The organism is Bacillus sp. FSL M7-1020, assembly GCF_038050415.1.
Taxonomy (GTDB): Bacteria; Bacillota; Bacilli; order Bacillales; family Bacillaceae_G; genus Bacillus_A; species Bacillus_A toyonensis.
Map to the genome: position 1 here is coordinate 1611034 of NZ_JBBOTW010000001.1, position 17749 is coordinate 1628782.

9 protein-coding genes, 4 pseudogenes and 2 riboswitches are annotated in these 17749 nt (G+C 32.6%); of the genes and pseudogenes, 8 read left to right on the top strand and 5 right to left on the bottom strand.

The window, feature by feature from the left end; translation table 11 throughout:
- Positions 1 to 214 precede the first annotated feature (214 nt).
- Positions 215 to 535: a helix-turn-helix domain-containing protein gene (locus MHB70_RS08330; protein WP_001202916.1), complete on the bottom strand. Its 321-nt coding sequence runs from the start codon at positions 533 to 535 to the stop codon at positions 215 to 217.
- 361 nt (positions 536 to 896) lie between these two features.
- Between MHB70_RS08330 and MHB70_RS08335 the strand changes: the two are divergent.
- Positions 897 to 1079, top strand: a pseudogene (locus MHB70_RS08335) (ISNCY family transposase); the annotation flags it as partial.
- A gap of 319 nt (positions 1080 to 1398) precedes the next feature.
- Here MHB70_RS08335 and MHB70_RS08340 read toward each other — a convergent pair.
- The gene (locus MHB70_RS08340; protein WP_000722111.1) at positions 1399 to 2526 is read right to left on the bottom strand and encodes an FtsW/RodA/SpoVE family cell cycle protein; all 1128 of its coding nucleotides are present in this window, start codon (positions 2524 to 2526) and stop codon (positions 1399 to 1401) included.
- Between the two features lie 187 nt (positions 2527 to 2713).
- Positions 2714 to 2890: riboswitch (M-box (ykoK) riboswitch) on the bottom strand.
- Between the two features lie 500 nt (positions 2891 to 3390).
- Positions 3391 to 3558, top strand: a riboswitch (M-box (ykoK) riboswitch).
- Positions 3559 to 3831: 273 nt separating this feature from the next.
- On the opposite strand from MHB70_RS08340, the gene mgtE reads away from it, so the two are divergent.
- The 3 genes from mgtE to MHB70_RS08355 all read left to right on the top strand — a co-directional run bounded on the left by mgtE (position 3832) and on the right by MHB70_RS08355 (position 8171).
- A complete protein-coding gene (mgtE, locus tag MHB70_RS08345; protein ID WP_000735192.1) occupies positions 3832 to 5160 on the top strand; it encodes a magnesium transporter in 1329 nt (442 codons plus the stop codon).
- 160 nt (positions 5161 to 5320) lie between these two features.
- On the top strand, positions 5321 to 6418 hold the full coding sequence (locus MHB70_RS08350; protein WP_000681827.1) for a phosphodiester glycosidase family protein: 1098 nt from the start codon (positions 5321 to 5323) through the stop codon (positions 6416 to 6418).
- 859 nt (positions 6419 to 7277) lie between these two features.
- Positions 7278 to 8171, top strand: a complete 894-nt coding sequence (locus tag MHB70_RS08355) for a cation diffusion facilitator family transporter (RefSeq protein WP_000993338.1) — start codon at positions 7278 to 7280, stop codon at positions 8169 to 8171.
- Between the two features lie 213 nt (positions 8172 to 8384).
- Here the strand turns inward: MHB70_RS08355 and MHB70_RS08360 are convergent.
- Positions 8385 to 8474, bottom strand: a pseudogene (locus MHB70_RS08360) (DUF4878 domain-containing protein); the annotation flags it as partial.
- A gap of 263 nt (positions 8475 to 8737) precedes the next feature.
- On the opposite strand from MHB70_RS08360, the gene MHB70_RS08365 reads away from it, so the two are divergent.
- Positions 8738 to 10222, top strand: a complete 1485-nt coding sequence (locus MHB70_RS08365) for a WD40/YVTN/BNR-like repeat-containing protein (protein WP_080451884.1) — start codon at positions 8738 to 8740, stop codon at positions 10220 to 10222.
- A 744-nt stretch (positions 10223 to 10966) separates the two neighbouring features.
- Here the strand turns inward: MHB70_RS08365 and MHB70_RS08370 are convergent.
- A pseudogene (locus MHB70_RS08370) lies at positions 10967 to 11577 on the bottom strand (tyrosine-type recombinase/integrase); the annotation flags it as partial.
- A 557-nt stretch (positions 11578 to 12134) separates the two neighbouring features.
- On the opposite strand from MHB70_RS08370, the gene MHB70_RS08375 reads away from it, so the two are divergent.
- The 3 genes and pseudogenes from MHB70_RS08375 to MHB70_RS31120 all read left to right on the top strand — a co-directional run.
- A complete protein-coding gene (locus MHB70_RS08375) occupies positions 12135 to 13301 on the top strand; it encodes a serine hydrolase domain-containing protein (RefSeq protein WP_061530252.1) in 1167 nt (388 codons plus the stop codon).
- A 568-nt stretch (positions 13302 to 13869) separates the two neighbouring features.
- A complete protein-coding gene (locus MHB70_RS08380) occupies positions 13870 to 15402 on the top strand; it encodes an alpha/beta hydrolase (RefSeq protein ID WP_061530251.1) in 1533 nt (510 codons plus the stop codon).
- Position 15403: 1 nt separating this feature from the next.
- Positions 15404 to 15556: pseudogene (locus tag MHB70_RS31120) on the top strand (IS4 family transposase); the annotation flags it as partial.
- A 329-nt stretch (positions 15557 to 15885) separates the two neighbouring features.
- Here the strand turns inward: MHB70_RS31120 and MHB70_RS08390 are convergent.
- On the bottom strand, positions 15886 to 17673 hold the full coding sequence (locus MHB70_RS08390; protein WP_000460015.1) for a helix-turn-helix transcriptional regulator: 1788 nt from the start codon (positions 17671 to 17673) through the stop codon (positions 15886 to 15888).
- Positions 17674 to 17749: the final 76 nt, after the last annotated feature.

A 17749-nucleotide genomic window follows, 5' to 3' on the forward strand; every position in this document is an offset into this window, starting at 1 on the left:
GAAATTTAATGTTAAAATTTTATCGTTTTCCGAAAGAAGACTTCTTCCTCAAAAATGAGAAGGTGTGAAATACCAATTTTAGATAATCAAAAATTAGAACATATAAATGAAATAGTTTGTTTTGTAATTGCTGAAAATAAGCAAGTATACAGTTCATATCAAATACAAAGGATGTTCCAATCGTATAACTTGTTTGGGGATTTATTTCATGATTTTACATTTGTAACCATCCACGTTTTTTGAGCTCTTTATACAAATTACTCACGTGGCACCCCATTTCCTTTGCAATATCTGGATAATTTACTCCTTGATTATATAAAATTATTGCTTGTTTGCACTTTTCATCCCATTTTTCTTCTATCGATTTTACTTTTGTCGATCTCTTTCTAAATTCTTTTTTACCCAGCGTAATAAGTTTTTTTCCTATGTCGCATTGTTCAATACAATACTGTTCTACATCCGTTTGATATTTACAATTTTTACAATATTCATCCTGCAAACGTATTATTTTTACTTTTTTCGCGACCGCTCTCATATCGTATTCACTCCGATTTGATTTATATATATCATAATTTTACGAGCGTACTCTTGCAATTTACGTTAATCTCACAATTAATTCCAATAAAAGCTCTACCAATAGTCTTATTCCCTGTCCTTTCTTAGCAAAATTTCCTGTTGGCAAATATCATTCCACTTTAATTTCCTAAAGGGTAATTTTATTTAGAATTGTTAACTTGGAACTGATAAATATCCAAAAATGAATGCATTAATAATTCTGTATTCCTAGAAGAATGATAGTAGCCATCACTATCTTTGAAATGGAATAAATTACTAGTACAATAACTAAATGAAAGGAAAATAAATCCAAACAACAGGTTTTATTTGCTTTTGTAGGCATTCTAACAATAGGAGGTGTTTCGTCTGTTACAGGTTGCCCGCCAATCTGTAGTAAAGCTTTACTTAAATGTTTTCTCTTGAAAACTGTATTTTAAATGTACTCTATACGTAAATTGATTCATTTTTTGCATCCGTATTCTTTGTTTCGTGTATCTTTTGCCTTGTCTTTAATGCTTTATATTTTCAATGATTGCTTTTTCTTTTGATTTAATAATTTCTATCTGATATATATTACTATTAACTTCCTAATATTTTTATGCTTATCTATATAATAAAAAGAATTTTAAGAATTGAGACCAGCCAATTATATATATATTTTCTCAGCCATTGTGAATGCTTCATCCCTTGCCACGGATTTTTACAATGTTATATTTTTTTTACTGTGTTTATTTTATTGTTTAGCAATAATTCTAATGAAAAAACAACAGATTGATTTACGGAATCAGTCTGTCCAAAACGAGAAAGAATTCATCCATTAAAAATAGAATCTTATATTGATAATCATATATTATGATTATCAAACTTAATTTTATTGAAAATTGAAATATTAAGTAGTATTCCTATTGCTATTAAATTAACCATTAAAGAACTTCCACCAAAACTTACAAATGGAAATGGGGTACCCGTAAGAGGAAGTATTCCCGTAATACCGCCTAAATTAACAACAGATTGCATACCAATCATACAGCCTATACCAATTGCTATAAAACTTCCAAAGGGATCTTCACATAGCTGTGCAATTTTTAGTGAGCGAAGAACTATAGCTAATACTCCGGTCATTATAATGAATACACCAATAAATCCTAATTCTTCAGAAACGATTGCCATTATAAAATCAGTATGTGGTTCTGGGAGATAACCAGTTTTTTGAATGCTATTTCCGAATCCACGTCCAATAATTCCTCCTGAGCCAATGGCAATAAAAGAATTTACAAGCTGATATCCATTCCCTTGTGCATCAACAAAGGGATTGAGAATCGTAGTAATACGTGTCTTTTGAACTTCTGACAAACTAAATTGAATCAAAAAATATAAAATAGGTAACCAAAAAATAGAACCGAGTATAGTTCTTTTAATTAATAGATTTATATTTATTCCCGAGCAAAGAAATATGCTACAACCTATACCTAATATTAAAAGAGCAGATCCTAAGTTTGGCTGTTTATAGATTAGGAAAAAAATTGTAGCTAAAAAAAATAAAAGTTTTCCGCCCCCAAACCAAATTTGTTTAACTGGTCCTTGTCGCAATGCAAAAAAACGGGCTGTTACAAGTATTGTTCCTAATTTAAGAAATTCAGCTGGCTGTATTCCAAAGATCCAAGATTGAGCATTATTTACGACCTTTCCTTTCCATAAAACCATAATTAACAAAAAAATTCCCCCAATCATAATACAGGTTGAGACTATTCGTTTTTTCCATATTTCATATGGGAGAATAGCACAAACTATTAGCCCAATTGTTCCTAAAAATAGCTTTGTTAATTGAGAATCGACAAAGTGCCTACTGTTATAACCGTAATGTTGAACAGCTACAATGGAGCTCGCGCTATACATCATGATAATACCTAAAGTACATGTTATGAATAGAGGGAGGAGCAATAGATAATCGAGTTTTAATATTTTTTTCATTTTTATATCCTCCTGATTTACATTAACACTTAATATTACATTTGCTAATGAATAGAATCTTGTTCTCACCAATTAATAAATAGTATTTTTGTTTTGAGAGATCCTATCGCTTACACCCTGTTTTCTTACGTAAAAATCCCCCTAGTTACATACTAGGGGGATTTCAAAATGGCATGATTAAATAAAGCTTTTCTCCCCCTAGTAGAGCTTTGGCACTATACAACGTAAAGTAATGGAAATTCATTACTTAGCTATCTTAAGAAGAGCCTTAATCCGACAATTCCTGTTCTACCCATTGGCGTCTTTCGACATTTTTGGGCAATAGCCTGTGTTTGTATAGGAGCCTCACCTAACAGGTTTAGCAATATAAATTTTATGTGTTAGTTTCGTGTAGCCAGCATAAATACTTTTTTTTTGCCTGTCAAGTAACGTATTGCTAACTTTATATTCTTTATTGCTTTATAAATCTTTGAGAAATGATATGAGAAATTGTATTTAATTGTCTCATATAGATACATATTTGCGATTTGGAATGTATAATTTGATTAAGTAGTTTAACCATATAAATTTGATAAACAGTAAAGAAGATTTTAATCATAAAATAAGATTTTTTGAAGAATGTTCTTTTGAAGTAGGGTATGATTAATGATGCAACTTCTGCTATAAAGTTACAAATTAATTATAAACAATAAGTTTCTTATACGAAATTTCATATGTTTTATAACGTTTTTTTGAATTAATTGTATTTAAATTTCAAATTTGTAATAGAATCTAATTACATTTCTCTAAAAAAGAATTTTTTATGAATCAAATCGAAAGTTAGTTGACAAATATTAAATTCTGGTTTAAATTTTGAAGTAATTCAATAATCTTTGTTAGGTGAGGCTCCTGTATAGAGAAACGCTGCTGCCCAAAAATGTCGAGAGACGCCAATGGGTCAACAGGAACGGTCGGATTAAGGCCCTTTTTAATGTAGCTGGTTATAAAAACCTATGCTATACAGTGCTAAAACTCAACGAGGGAGTGGTATACGATTTGATAGAAAGGCACCTCTGGGATTTTTGCAGAGCTGTCTTAATAATCATTTATTTGTATTGTAAAAAAACCTTACTCCTTTTTGAGTAAGGTTTTTTTGTTTAATGTTATTTATTTTTATCTTGTCTATATTCAAAAAGGAGGTAGTTCTTAATAAATTGATTGCAATGTAACTATTAATGCTCTAATCAAAATTTTAGACAGATAAAATAATACAAAACCACTCATGAAACTCTAGAGTCTCCCTTAGCAATATGAGGAGGAGTTAACATGAAGAAATTATTAAATGAATTACTTGTAACCCAAAATGATTTGGATGCAGATAAAGTTTTACGTCATCCGTCGTATGATGTTGCGCAAGAAATAAAACGGTTTTCAATTGAAGATCAAGTCATATTACTAGATAAGATTCCTGTATTAAAAAGCTCAAAAATTCTTCAACATTTGAGTATAGAAGAAAAATATAATATCTTAATTCACTTATCTGAAAACAAAGCTAAAAAATTACTAAATTTACAACCGATTGATGAAACAGTAGATCTACTTCTTGCGGTTCATCCGGAAAAACAAGCTCAATTAATGGCGTATCTAAATAAAATTACAAAACATAATGTAAAAAAGTTAATGGCTTTCAAACCTGAAACGGCAGGAAGTCTTGTCACAAGTGATTATGTTGCAGTTAGAGGGAATTGGTCAGTAAAAATGACATTGAAGTACATTAGGGAACATTCTGAAAATGTAGAATCAATTTCTTATATTTATGTTCTTGATAGTCATGGTTATCTTAAGGGAATCGTTTCCATACATGAATTATTACTAGCAGCAGATGAAGAGATATTATCTAATATCATGATTCGAGAGGTGATTTCAGTACCCGCTGAGGTTGATCAGCAAGAAGTTGTAAAAAAGCTACTGAATTATAATTTAGCAGCAATACCCGTAACAACAGCAAATAATGAAATGATTGGTATTATAACATTTGATGACGTAATGAATGTTATGGAAGCAGAGGCTACAGAAGATATCCAAAAGTTAGGTGGAAGTGAACCATTAAATCAATCTTACTTTGAATCTAGTATTTGGAGCATTTTCTTTAAACGCCTACCATGGTTATTGCTTCTTTTTGTTGCTGAAGCATATACAGGTACAGTACTAAAGTATTTTGAAGACGAAATTGAAACAGTAGTTGCCCTTGCTTTCTTTGTTCCATTATTAGTAGGTACTGGAGGGAATACAGGAACACAGGTTGTAGCAACAATTACTCGTGCAATCGGTATTGGAGAGGTGAAATTTAAAGACATTTTCCGTGTAATGAAAAAGGAATTTGCAATTGGTATGCTTCTCGGACTTGCACTTGGGGTAGCTGGGCTCATTCGTGCTTATATGTTAGGGGTTGGAACAGAAGTTGCACAAGTTGTAGCAATCACTTTATTATTTATTGTTATTTGGGCTTCGCTTGTCGCAGCTGTTTTACCTTTAATTTTGAGAAAATTTAAATTAGATCCTGCAGTCGTTTCTGGTCCATTTATTACAACATTTGTTGACGGAACAGGATTAGTAATATATTTCTTGGTTGCAAAAACGTTATTAAATTTGTAAATATACACTGAAATAAATACGAAATGTAGAATAAGTATTTTGCCTTGCTTGCTAAGACATAGTGGGGAACTCGGGAATAAGGAGAACAAACACTTTTGTCTTTAGGTAAATAATATTTTAAAGGATTCATTGAATGTAATTAATGCCGGAGGATAAAACTATGAAACATCTAAGAAAAATCTTCAAACGAATTTTGCTCCTTCTTTCTATTTTCATGCTTATTGGCATAGGAATATTATTTGGTACTAACTATGGCCGAGATTTTCGTGTAACAATTGCTGGGAGTATACTAACTTCTCAGCATCCACAATATGCGAAATATACATTCCTATCCCAAAAGGAACTAGATAAATTACAAGATAGAATTAATCATCCAAAATGGTTAAATAGTGATGAGAATATTTATAAAAAAATAGCAGGAAAAAGATTAGAAGAATTAAAAAATCAGCCAATAAAAATTGACGTAGAAACGATTAAAAGTAACAAAGATAGTCGCTTTCTTTTCGAAGGAAAATTAGTCACTATTAGTAACCCTTTCAATGTTAAACTTGTTAGCCATCAAGGAACACAGGGCGATAAAAGAGGAGAAAAAATTAGCGTAATGGCAAAACGTAATCATGCACTTGTTGCTGTGAATGCAAGTGGATTTGCCGATGAAACAGGAAGGGGTGGAGGAAATATTGCAACTGGAATAGTAATAGAAAATGGGAAAGCAATTGATACAAATATAGATAAAAATACCCCTACAATTATTACGGGCTTAACAAAGTTTGGACAAATGATAACAGGGAATTATTCTACCCAACAACTTTTGGATAAACAAGTCGTTTCAGCAGCAGGATTTATGCCACAGTTAATTGTTAATGGAGAAAAAATGATTACAGAAGGAGACGGTGGTTGGGGCTCTGCTCCCCGAAGTATTATGGCGCAAAAAGAAGATGGCACAATAATGTTTCTAGTGATTGACGGTAGGCAGACACATAGCATAGGAGCTACGTTAAAAGAGTGTCAAGATATTCTATATGAAAAAGGAGCAATAAATGCAATGGCTATGGATGGAGGTTCTTCTGCTACGCTATATTTAGGAGGAAAGGTTATAAATTCACCTTCTACATTATCCCATGAAGATCGTTATTTACCGAATGCTTGGATAGTAACAGCAAACCAAAAACAAGAAATAAGGGTGACAATAGATGGGGAAAAAATAGATACTAAAAAATCAGATGAATTTGATGCAAATATTTCAACTGATTTATAAATTCTTAAATAAATGAAGGTTTAATTAAAGTTTAAAAACTAACATACAAAGAGTGTAATAAAATTGAAAGTTTTATCATTTAACATTCATTAAAGAAAAGCGTATAGAGATACTCAATCATATGGAAAATCTCCAAGAAGTTAAAAGAAGGATAAATAATGTATACAGCTTACACTCATATTCAATTATATGCTTTTAATCTTATAGTATTTGCTACAGCTATGTGAAATGGACAACCTGTAAAAATAATTGTTGTGATCAGATGAGTAAAGATTAATGTGCAGAGTGAATTAGAAATCATACCTGAAGACATTTCATCAAACATCAAAGCAACACATTAGTCGCTTTGATGTTTGTAATGATAAAAGGGTGATAAAAAACATAAACAATAGGTGTATCAAGCAAAGGGATAATACACCTTAAAACTACATTGTTAAACAACATGCGTCATCGTGTAGTATATCTTATTTATCTTTAATTATTTTAGGTTCAATATTACATCTTATAAATCGTTTTTTCTATGATTTCCTAATTTCCAACTCTCGTCTTTTTATTCAATCATAATTACTATTTTAAGGATGTTAAAGTAACTCCAATACTAAACGTAAAAGGAATAATAAAAGGCATATGGCATTTTGTGTCACTCTTTTTTACACTTCATAACAAATAAGGATAAAAGAACAAAGTAAGTTATGCTTTTAACCTTTACTGATAGGAGAAAATGTTTGTATAGACCCACATACTTATTATTTGGTAATGTATGAAAGAAATTAAAATGATGAGATATAGACTTATAACTAAACAATTGAATTAAACAATAATATTTTGAAACAAGAGTAAAGTTAAGGTGGGGATAACTATGAATGCTAACCAAAAAACGTCCTTATTGGCAGCATGGATTAGTGTAATTAGCAATATATTTCTGACTCTCATCAAAATTATAGTCGGTTTACTTTTCAAAAGTCAGGTATTATTAGCCGATGGGATTCATAATGCTGCCGATGTTGTAGCATCCGTAGCCTCATTGGGATCAATGAAAATTTCAAACCAGCCAGCTGATGAAGATCATCCTTATGGACATGGTAAAGCAGAAGTTATATCATCAGGAATTGTAGCTGTGATTTTAATTTTAGCGGCTTTATTTATGGCTTATGAATCGATAAAGTCATTATTTGAACCAGCGACAGAACCCCATATAATTGCTTTTATAGCAGCGATTATTTCATTAATATGGAAGCAAATTTTATATGTATACACAATACGAATTGGTCGAAAAACAAGAAGCAACGGGCTTATAGCAACTGCTTATGATCATCTTGCTGATGTTTATGCCTCAATTGCAGCTGTAATTGGAATTGGTATTGCTTTGATAAACAATATCTATTCCATTCCATATGCAGCTTATGGGGATCCTTTAGCCGGTATTATTGTTTCTTTTTTCGTATTAAAGTTAGCGATTAGTATGGGGAAAGAAGCAATATATATATTAATGGAAGGTGGTATTCCTACCGAGAAATGTAGTGAATATAAGAGAGTAATTCAGGCCCATCCTTTTGTAAAAAGAATTGATAGAATGCGCGCACGTGATCATGGTCACTATGTATTAATTGATATTAGAATTAGTGTTCCGGCACATTTAAGCATCCAGCAAGGACATGATATTTGTAGGGATATAAAAACTACTATTATTAATCAGAACCCAGAAATATATGAAGTACTAATTCATTTAAACCCATGGTATGAGGAGAAGTAGGTTTAATGAATTATAGATAGATATAAGTAAGTAAGTAAGTAAGTAAGTAAGTAAGTAAGTAAGTAGTTAAACCGTCCTTTTTAGATATTGGAGAATTGGTCGACTTGTATAATGTCCATAATTAAAAAACATTTATAGTTATGAGTACAATACATCTCAACTATATTATTTATAGAAGAAAAAACGTCCTATTAAAATATAGGACGTTTTTATCTATGATTTACTAATTTCCCAACCTTCGCGTGTTTTCTCTAATTCAATTATAATTACCTTTTTAGAATCTTTTTTATACAAAGCATCAACAAAATCTGAAAGATAAATATTATTGAGGGGAATGAATTAATATATGAGGGTTCATTTTCAATATTTAGCTCTCAAATGAAGCAACTTTAGTATTCACTCAAAAGTCCATTGTCTATGAAACAACTAAATTTTTAAACGGCTTTAATAGACATCTGCCATTTACATAGACGGATGTCTATTGTATTTTTGGCGGCAAGATTAAATAGCTTTTTTGTTACTTTACAATAAAGTATACTTAATATTAGTAATTCATGTAATTAGGAGTGGTTTCTATATTTAGAGAAAATACAAAAAGGATACTTCTGTCATTAGTAACAAATCCAATACTAATAATTGTATACGGGATTTTTTGTTATGAGTTAGCCTTATACTGTAAGTACGGAAGGATGAATTATAATATTTATATTTTGTTATTATGTATAGTACTTTTTATATCCATGACTACATTTACTACAATGCGGGTGATAAAAAATAGAGAATATGAAACTAAAAAATTAACTAATTCAATAGCATGGAGATCCATTTCTATTATCATTATTGTTGCAATTACATCATTTTATGGGATGCAGATTTATAAAAGTGCAATAAATTACAATGGCAAATTGGCATGGTTTGTAGAAAAGTTAAAACATGAAAGGTCAGTTAAACTTAAACATAATAATATATATAAATCTGGAGTAGAAGGTATTTTTGAAGATATAAATAAAAAATATCCTTTGCCAAAGAAATTGTATATGGCAACTGATTTTGATCTTACATTTCATTCAGATGGAACAATTACAGCGTTTGATACATTTGTTTATGGGAAAAATGTTGATGGGAAAGAAGAAACTTATTTAATCTCTTATAATGAGAAGAAATCAGAAGATATTACTATAATACGAGACGGATACGCAAAGCCTGATTATAATGATGATAAATTAGTAGAACCTTTAATTAAAACGGTTAAGGCGATTCCAGTTAAGCAAACGGTCAAAAAATGGAATGAAAGTAAGTATGGGTTGATTTATTATGGAAAAAGAAATTGGGGATCCAATACAGAGGGAATTATTAATATTACTGAGGATGGTAAGGGGCAGAGTCTTAAAGAAGCAGCTTCTGATATCATTGGATATACTGTATCTATATTTGTCCCTGGAAAAGAGAAAGAGCTAGTCCCTGCTAGATATAATTTAATAAGTGACGCAAGTTGGAGTAAATCAAAGACGCCTCCAAAAGAAGATAGGCTTAAAGAGAAGGAACAACAAGATTTAAAGAATGAAAAAGAACAGTTTTTCCTATCGAAAGAAGTTGGTTATAAACTAAATATGACAGATAAAGCATTAGGGAGCGCCTTTTATTCATTAAGCAGGACTAGTGATGAAGGGGAAACATGGGAGGTTATTAATCCAGACCCATTTAATAGGGGGATTGGTAGTGTATCAGGAATCACTTTTATAAATGATAAACTTGGTTTTTTAGGAGCAGTTAGACCTTCTGGTAATGAGGGAGAGTTATATCGCACAGATGATGGGGGGGTATCTTTTAAAAAGGTAGAATATCCGCCGCATGAAGTGAAATTAGATTATACACAGTCCGCAATAAGTCCTTTTGATTCTCCTAGTATGCCATATGAGAAAGATGGGGTTTTTAATATGTTAGTTGGACAAGGGGCAGATGGAGACTACAATGGCGATAGTAGTGCACTTTATCAATCAAAAGATAACGGAGAGACATGGGAATTTGTAGAAGAAGTGAAAAAGAAATAGTCAGAATGTTCTTTTGAAAAATAAGGTAACTACTCAGCTATACATTTTATTTAGAAGTTTGGTAAGGAGTATAATTCCAGCGATGAAGATAAAAATGGACCTACACCTCGCTGCCTTTCTTTGTTTTAAAGCTTTGCGCGTGGCAGGAAAAGGCACTGACTGCCTCTATGCATGGCCAGTCCCTCTCGCCCATTTAAAAAGATGCTTTTCTGGCTTTTTTCATAGAGGGGCTGAGTAGTTACTAAAAGTAAATAATTTAAATCGAACCATAAGCTTGCCGGCAAATTTATGGTTCGATTTTTTTTAGGGCAAAGATATCGTTCTAAACGGGTATCACCACATCGCTATCAACTTAAAAGAGTGAACACCAAAAAAATGAAAAAAGAGCTGACTTTTGATGAGTTTATTTCTGTAAATCTAAAAAATTTTAGTTTAAACTTTCTTGTTTAAATAGTTTGGAGTTTCATGTCTTTCTACAACAGATGGGGGAAGGGGTTAATCCCCATTTTCCCGAGTTTACGTTAAATTCACATTTAACGTAAACAACAATTGTAGGAATCTAAAATTTTCATTTATCTAATCTAACAAGAGACCGTTTTTATATACTAATTAAAGTAGAATTTTAACTATGTATTTTTTATATAATAAAATTAAATATGTAATGAATAATGCATGACATTTTAAACCACTACTCTAACAGAGAAAATAATGAAAGTTCAGCAAGTTTGCATTGCTGAACTTTTATTATTTATTTTTTCCTATTCTGCCTAAGCTATCTTTAATAGTTGTTTCTCCAAGCTGTGTGTATAATAAGGCCGTATCTTGGCTGGTATGCCCAAGTTGTTGCATCACTTGTAACGAATTTTTGTCTTCCATATATAATTTATTTGCCAATGTGTGTCTTAATTTATGAGGATACATTTTTTTCCATATTCCTTAGTATATTTTTCTACTATATCTTGGATAGCCCTAACGGAAAGAGGCTGTGCAGTATGTTTATACTTTGATAAAAACACATTTTTTAATTCTTTTCCTAGAACATATTTGTTATCTCTAATTTCCATATACTTTTCAAGGGCATTTAATGCAATTGGGGTAATCCATACAGAGTCTTCTTTGTTTCCTTTTCGTATTACATCAATTAGCCTTTCTTTTAAGTTTATATCTTCCATACGAAGATCGGCCAATTCACTTAAACGAATACCACTACCAAGAAAAAAAGAAAGGATTGCTACATCACGATGTTCATCTCTTAGGAAATAGAATAACTGATGTTTTGTTAAAGATTTTTCATGCTCATACTTAACATAATTCAAAAATACTTAATCGTCATCATGATGAAATGTCTTATTTTTAGCGTGAAAGCTGTTATGAAAAATAATACATATAGATGATAAGGAATAATGTTAGAACATGTATAGGTAAGATATTGAATATTAAATAGTAATATGTATTTAAATTTATTTTTTGGAATAAAGAAACTTTTGTGCGCTGTCAAATTCCTATCAAATTAATACAACTAAATGTTATTAAAATAAAAAATAATCAATTATAAAAGTGATTTTGAACGTAAGGAATTTGTAAGGAAGAGGTAAGAAAAAAGAGATTTTCATTGTGTATGATTAAAATATAAAGAAGAGTGAGAGGAGAAAGACCATATATTTATATAGGGAAACAAATCAATTAATAAGACCTGTATGGAGGAAACGAGACATTACAAAAGTTAACATACATCTCAAACAAAGGATAGACTATTTTTTAGGTCAGAAAGCCGTTTGTAGAATAACGGATATAAGAGTGATTACAAATACAATGTCGTCCTTTTGCAGTTGGTTAAGAAGAAAGCTGTGTGATTAGTTCCAAACAGAAAATAAACATTTATACAATATGAATAGGGGAGAGGAATATTTTGATGAAAAAGCATCGTCAAATTACATTTACAGGTTTAGCCCTTTTAATAATTGGAGGTTCCCTGTTTTATACAATTCCAACCTCAAGTGTAAAAGCGGAGCTCACTCAAAATCTATCTAGTTCGTTACCAACAAGCAACCAAAGAGATCGAAATTCCGTCAAAGAGGCAATGCGGGATACATTGAAACTTGGATATCCAGGGATACTTGCTAAAACTTCTGAGGGCGGAAAAACATGGAGTTATGCAGCTGGGGTAGCGGATCTAAGTACCAAGAAACCAATGAAAACAGATTTTCGATTTCGAATTGGCAGCGTGACAAAGACGTTCACTGCAACAGTTATACTTCAATTAGCGGGAGAAAACCGCTTGAATCTAGACGATTCCATTGAAAAATGGTTGCCTGGTGTCATTCAAGGAAATGGATATGATGATAAACAGATTACTATCCGGCAATTATTGAACCACACAAGTGGTATTGCTAATTACACAACGTCAAAGGATTTTAATATGATGGATACAAAAAAATCTTATACTGCTGAAGAATTAGTAAAGATGGGAATATCCATGCCTCCAGATTTTGCTCCAGGAAAGAGCTGGTCGTATTCAAATACAGGATACGTATTACTAGGGATTCTTATTGAAAAAGTAACTGGGAACAGCTATGCGGAAGAAATTGAAAATCGAATTATTGAACCACTTGAATTATCGAATACATTCTTACCCGGAAATTCAAGCGTTATTCCAGGAACCAAGCATGCCCGTGGATATATCCAATTAGACGGAGCAAGTGAGCCAAAAGATGTTACTTATTATAACCCAAGTATGGGGAGCTCGGCCGGAGATATGATTTCTACAGCTGATGATTTAAACAAATTCTTCACTTATTTACTTGGGGGCAAATTACTGAAAGAACAGCAACTAAAGCAAATGCTTACAACAGTCCCTACAGGAACAGATGAACTTGGCGATTCCGGGCTTGGAATTTTCAAAATGAAGCTTTCAAACGGTGTATCGATATGGGGGCATGGAGGAAGCATTCCTGGATTTTTAACTTTTGCTGGGGGCACACTTGGAGGCAAGCATACATTGGCCATCAATTTGAACAGCCTTAAAGCTGATAGTCCTGACCCTTTTAAAAATATTTTGCTTGCTGAATTTAGCAAGTAGATAAAAAGGAAAACGGATAAATTTTGTCATAGTTTTTATAGTTGAAAATATACTTTTCTAGTTCAAAAAACAATTTTTATGAAAAATATTTTGGGGTAAAGCAAGTTCTTAATTTGATGGACATTTGGTGGTACCCCATCGCTATCAAGCTAAGAAAACAAATTAACCCCAAAACAAAAAACCTTCACATTATATGTGATAGAAAAGGATAGATAAAGGCATTTTAGCCTTATCTATCCTTTTCTGTAATACAAATGATTACGTTTATTATTCAAAAGTAGGAATTTTTATTTTTATAAATCATAAAAATTTTAATTTGGATGCCGGTTTACCTGTATACCTTTGGTCGGCTACATGTGATTCAGCTTGGTCCTTCCATGCCACTCAAAAATCCAGTCAAAAAAAGAGGGAGAAGGCATTTTTTATTGAAGTTTGTTAATAGTAGCTTTTTAATTTGTTAGGGGGGATTGTAAAGTAGACTATTAATCTCTTTGATAATTTTAATTTTTCTTATAGTACAGGGCAAGCTGTATAAAAAAATTTAATTTCGAAAGGAGAATCAATAAATATGAGCACGAAAAGAAGGATAGGGAATAGGTTATTACTTGTTAGTGCAATTTGTACAATAGCTATTCCTTCAGTTTCATATGCGGAGGAAGTAATTTCACCTGAAAATTTTGTGAATGATTCAAGTTTGTATGAGGGACGGAATACGGATGTATTAAAATCAAGCTTATATCCTGGTACATATAAAAATTCGTTCAATCACCAATTTATTTCGACATTAAAGGAAACAAACAACAATATAAAAAAAATAGACAATCCTGAAAGTGAAAATCCTGTTATAGCTACTACCCTTTCATTTATCCGTTATATGGATACAGAAGACTATAAATCTGCAATTGATTTAACTTCTCGATCATTACAGAAAGTAATATCCGAAGAATGGCTGAAGAGTTTTTGGAAGGAACTCCCTGCGCAATTACAAGCAGGTTCTTTTAAGGAGATTGGAGAGGTAACACAAAAAGAGACAAATTCTGTTCATACAAATGTAGAGATTAAATTAGTTTTTGAACAATTTACAGTACCTTTATTAATTAAGCTAGATCCATCTGGAAAAATAGATGATTTTCAACTTAGTATGTCGTTTAGTCCAGTTGCAGAGCGTCCGTCATATAGTAAGCCTGAATCCTTTGTTGATAAAGAAGTAGTGGTTGGAAGTGGTGCGTTTCCATTACCAGGAACATTGTCTGTTCCGAAGGGGAAGGGTCCTTTCCCAGCGGTTATTCTTGTTCAAGGATCTGGAGCAACCGATCAGGATGAAACAGCGTTTGCTTTAAAACCATTTCGTGATTTAGCTGAAGGTCTTGCCTCAAAAGGAATTGCTGTCCTTCGCTATAATAAACGAACTTATGAACATGGATTGAAAACACAATCCAGTCCTTTTTATACAGTGGATAAAGAGACAACAGATGATGCTCTTCTTGTGACTCATTTTCTTAAAAATGAACCTCTGATAGATAAGAATCAAATTTATATTCTTGGTCATAGTCAAGGTGGAATGATGCTTCCGAAAATGATTGAAAAAGACCAAAATCAAAATATTGCTGGGGCGATTGTGATGGGAGGACCAGCCCGTACGATTCAAGATGTTGTTTTAGATCAATTTGAGTATCTTTTTTCTATTGGAGCAATGAAACCGGATGAATATAAATTTTACAAATCGCAATTTGAATTATTAAATGATCCCAACTTCTCTAGTCAGAATCCTCCAAAAGGTTTTTATTTAGGATCAGCAGTATTTTGGGATTCTATTCGTAAAGTTAAAGCAGCAGAAATGTCAAAAGAACAAAAGACACCGCTTCTAATTATTCAAGGAGAAAGAGACTATCAAGTTCAATCAAAAATCGAAATTCCTCTTTGGAAAGAACAATTAAAAGAACGAGATAACGTTGATTATCGACTATATCCAAAGTTAAATCACTTCTTTACAGAAGGAGATGGAGAATTAAGTAAACCGGATGAATATTATAGTCCTGCTAATATCCCTGAGTATGTAATAAATGATATTGCTACTTGGGTGCAAGGGAGATCGAAATAAAATTAGCATCCTGCTTTGTGCCTCCGCCATGTTTCAAATACGCCAATTACTCCTCCCAAAGAAGAAACGAGAATGAAGCGAATATAAAGCGATTTATATCATAAAAGAGTACTTTCTACTTATTTATTATTCTTTACAAAAAGAAGCCAAAGAATGAACAAAGATATTATTTCATCTCTTCAATCGCTAACATAAAAACAGACAAAGATCTTTAATAGGTATGAGAAGTATTGTTTGGCTTCTGGTGAAAAGACGTGAAACTAGTTTCGATATAGTAATAATAAAGATGTTTAATTTTGATATAGAATATAATAGCCTTACTACATATTGAATGTAGTAAGGCTATTTAAAGATTTGAAAACAGGATAAACTTATTCAAAATTGCCTACCAAAAACGATAAAAAATTAGATTTATAGTCTTATTCCTTACTGCATCTTGTAACTACAGCTTAGCTAGCTCTAAAGAAATAACAAACCGTTTTCTCATTCGATAATTCCAATTTCTAGAGCCTTCTGGACAGCTTCTTCCTTGTTACGTACTCCTAACTTTGTGTAAGCCGAGGAAGCATAGTTTCTGACCGTACCATTCGATAAATATAGCCTTGAAGCTATCGTATTGTATCGAAGTCCTTTTGCTACTAGCTGCAATATTTCTATTTCTCTGGCTGTTAGTTCATAAGCAGTTGCTTTTGATTGTGGTGTCTCGTTTTGCTCATCAAACTGCTCAAATATTTTGTGAGACATACCTTGATCAATCAGCGTCCCACCGCTATGAATAAGTCGGATCGTATTAGCTAGCTCTAACGTTTCAATGGATTTAAGTAAAAAACCATCCGCACCGTTACGAAGCGAGTCCAACGCCTGTTTCGTATCCTGAAACGTTGTAAAAATCAATACGCGGATATGTGGCCATTGTTGCTTAATTTTTTTTGTCGCTTCGACTCCATCCATTTGCTGCATATCTAAATCCATGAGTACAACGTGAGGTTGAAGGCGCCCACACAAGTCGATGGCTTGATCGCCATCTTCAGCCAAACCGACTACATTTATATCTTCATACCTGTCGAGTAGTGTACTCAAACTTTCTCGAACAAATGGCTGATCGTCGACAATTAACAAACGAATAAGTCCATCTTTTATTTCAGTTTGTCGCGGTATGGTACATGTAACAAGCATTCCTTCCTCTGGCTTTGTATATACAGACAATTGACCTTGCAAATTCATTGCCCGCTCTTTCATCGTATTCATACCGAAGCCTTCCTGCCATTCTACATTGCCCCTTCCATTATCTTGCACTTCTAATCTCGTATATTGTTGTTCAAACTGCAATGAAACTATAATTTCAGTCCCTTGACCATGACGTACCGCATTCGTAAGGGACTCTTGTAAACAACGAATGAATGCTATCTTCGCTTGTCGAGACAGTTGATATTCCTCTCCGAATGTTCGGAAGCTTACATCCACCTGAGCGTGCTCCTGAAATTCAGCTCCAAGATTTTGTAGAGATTGAATCAAGGAAGGCGATTGACATTGAGGATCCATTTGATGTAGGTAACCTCTCACGTCCTCGATGCTTTTACGTCCCATTTCAAGCAGGGAATCTAGCCTCTGTACACCCATTTCGGTAGCAAGATCGGTTCGCAACGTTTCCATCCCCATAATAATGGAAGTATAGGCGTGGCCTACTGTATCATGCAGCTCACTAGAGAGCCTGTTTCGTTCCTCGGCCAGTGTAATGCGTTCGATTTGAGACATATATTGCTCAAGTACCGCGTTTTGTTTACGAATTACTTCATTTTGTTTATGATTGATGATTAATAAATGGAAAGCGAATCCCATTACATAAGCGAATCCGTAGTAGGTGACCATAATCCAATAGCTATTACTTGGCGCAACTGCATAGAAAATCCCGGTTATTACAAAAACTGTTGTTGGAGCTGTCCAATAATAGGACAAATGCTTACTATTTGCTGCGATAAGAAACACCGATATAAGAAAAATATTGTAAGCTTCTGGAAATAAAGAGGTTAAATATATACATAGTCCACCATATAGCAATATTTCTGTGAATAAGTAATATTTGTAATTGAACAGTAAGGCCACCCATGGAATAGAGAAGGCAATAATTTCCCAAAGAATAATAATCCAAAGTGGTAATGTTAAACCATCCTGAAAATTTAATGTTGCTAGGATGGTAGACACACTAACAAGTAGACGGATTCCTAACATAATCCAATCATACCAAAACCAATATTTAACCATATCAAACAATTCATTTACCCCCTAAGTAGCCTTCTTTCTCATTTCCTATAGTATAGAATAATCCTTCTTGCATTGTTATATTTTT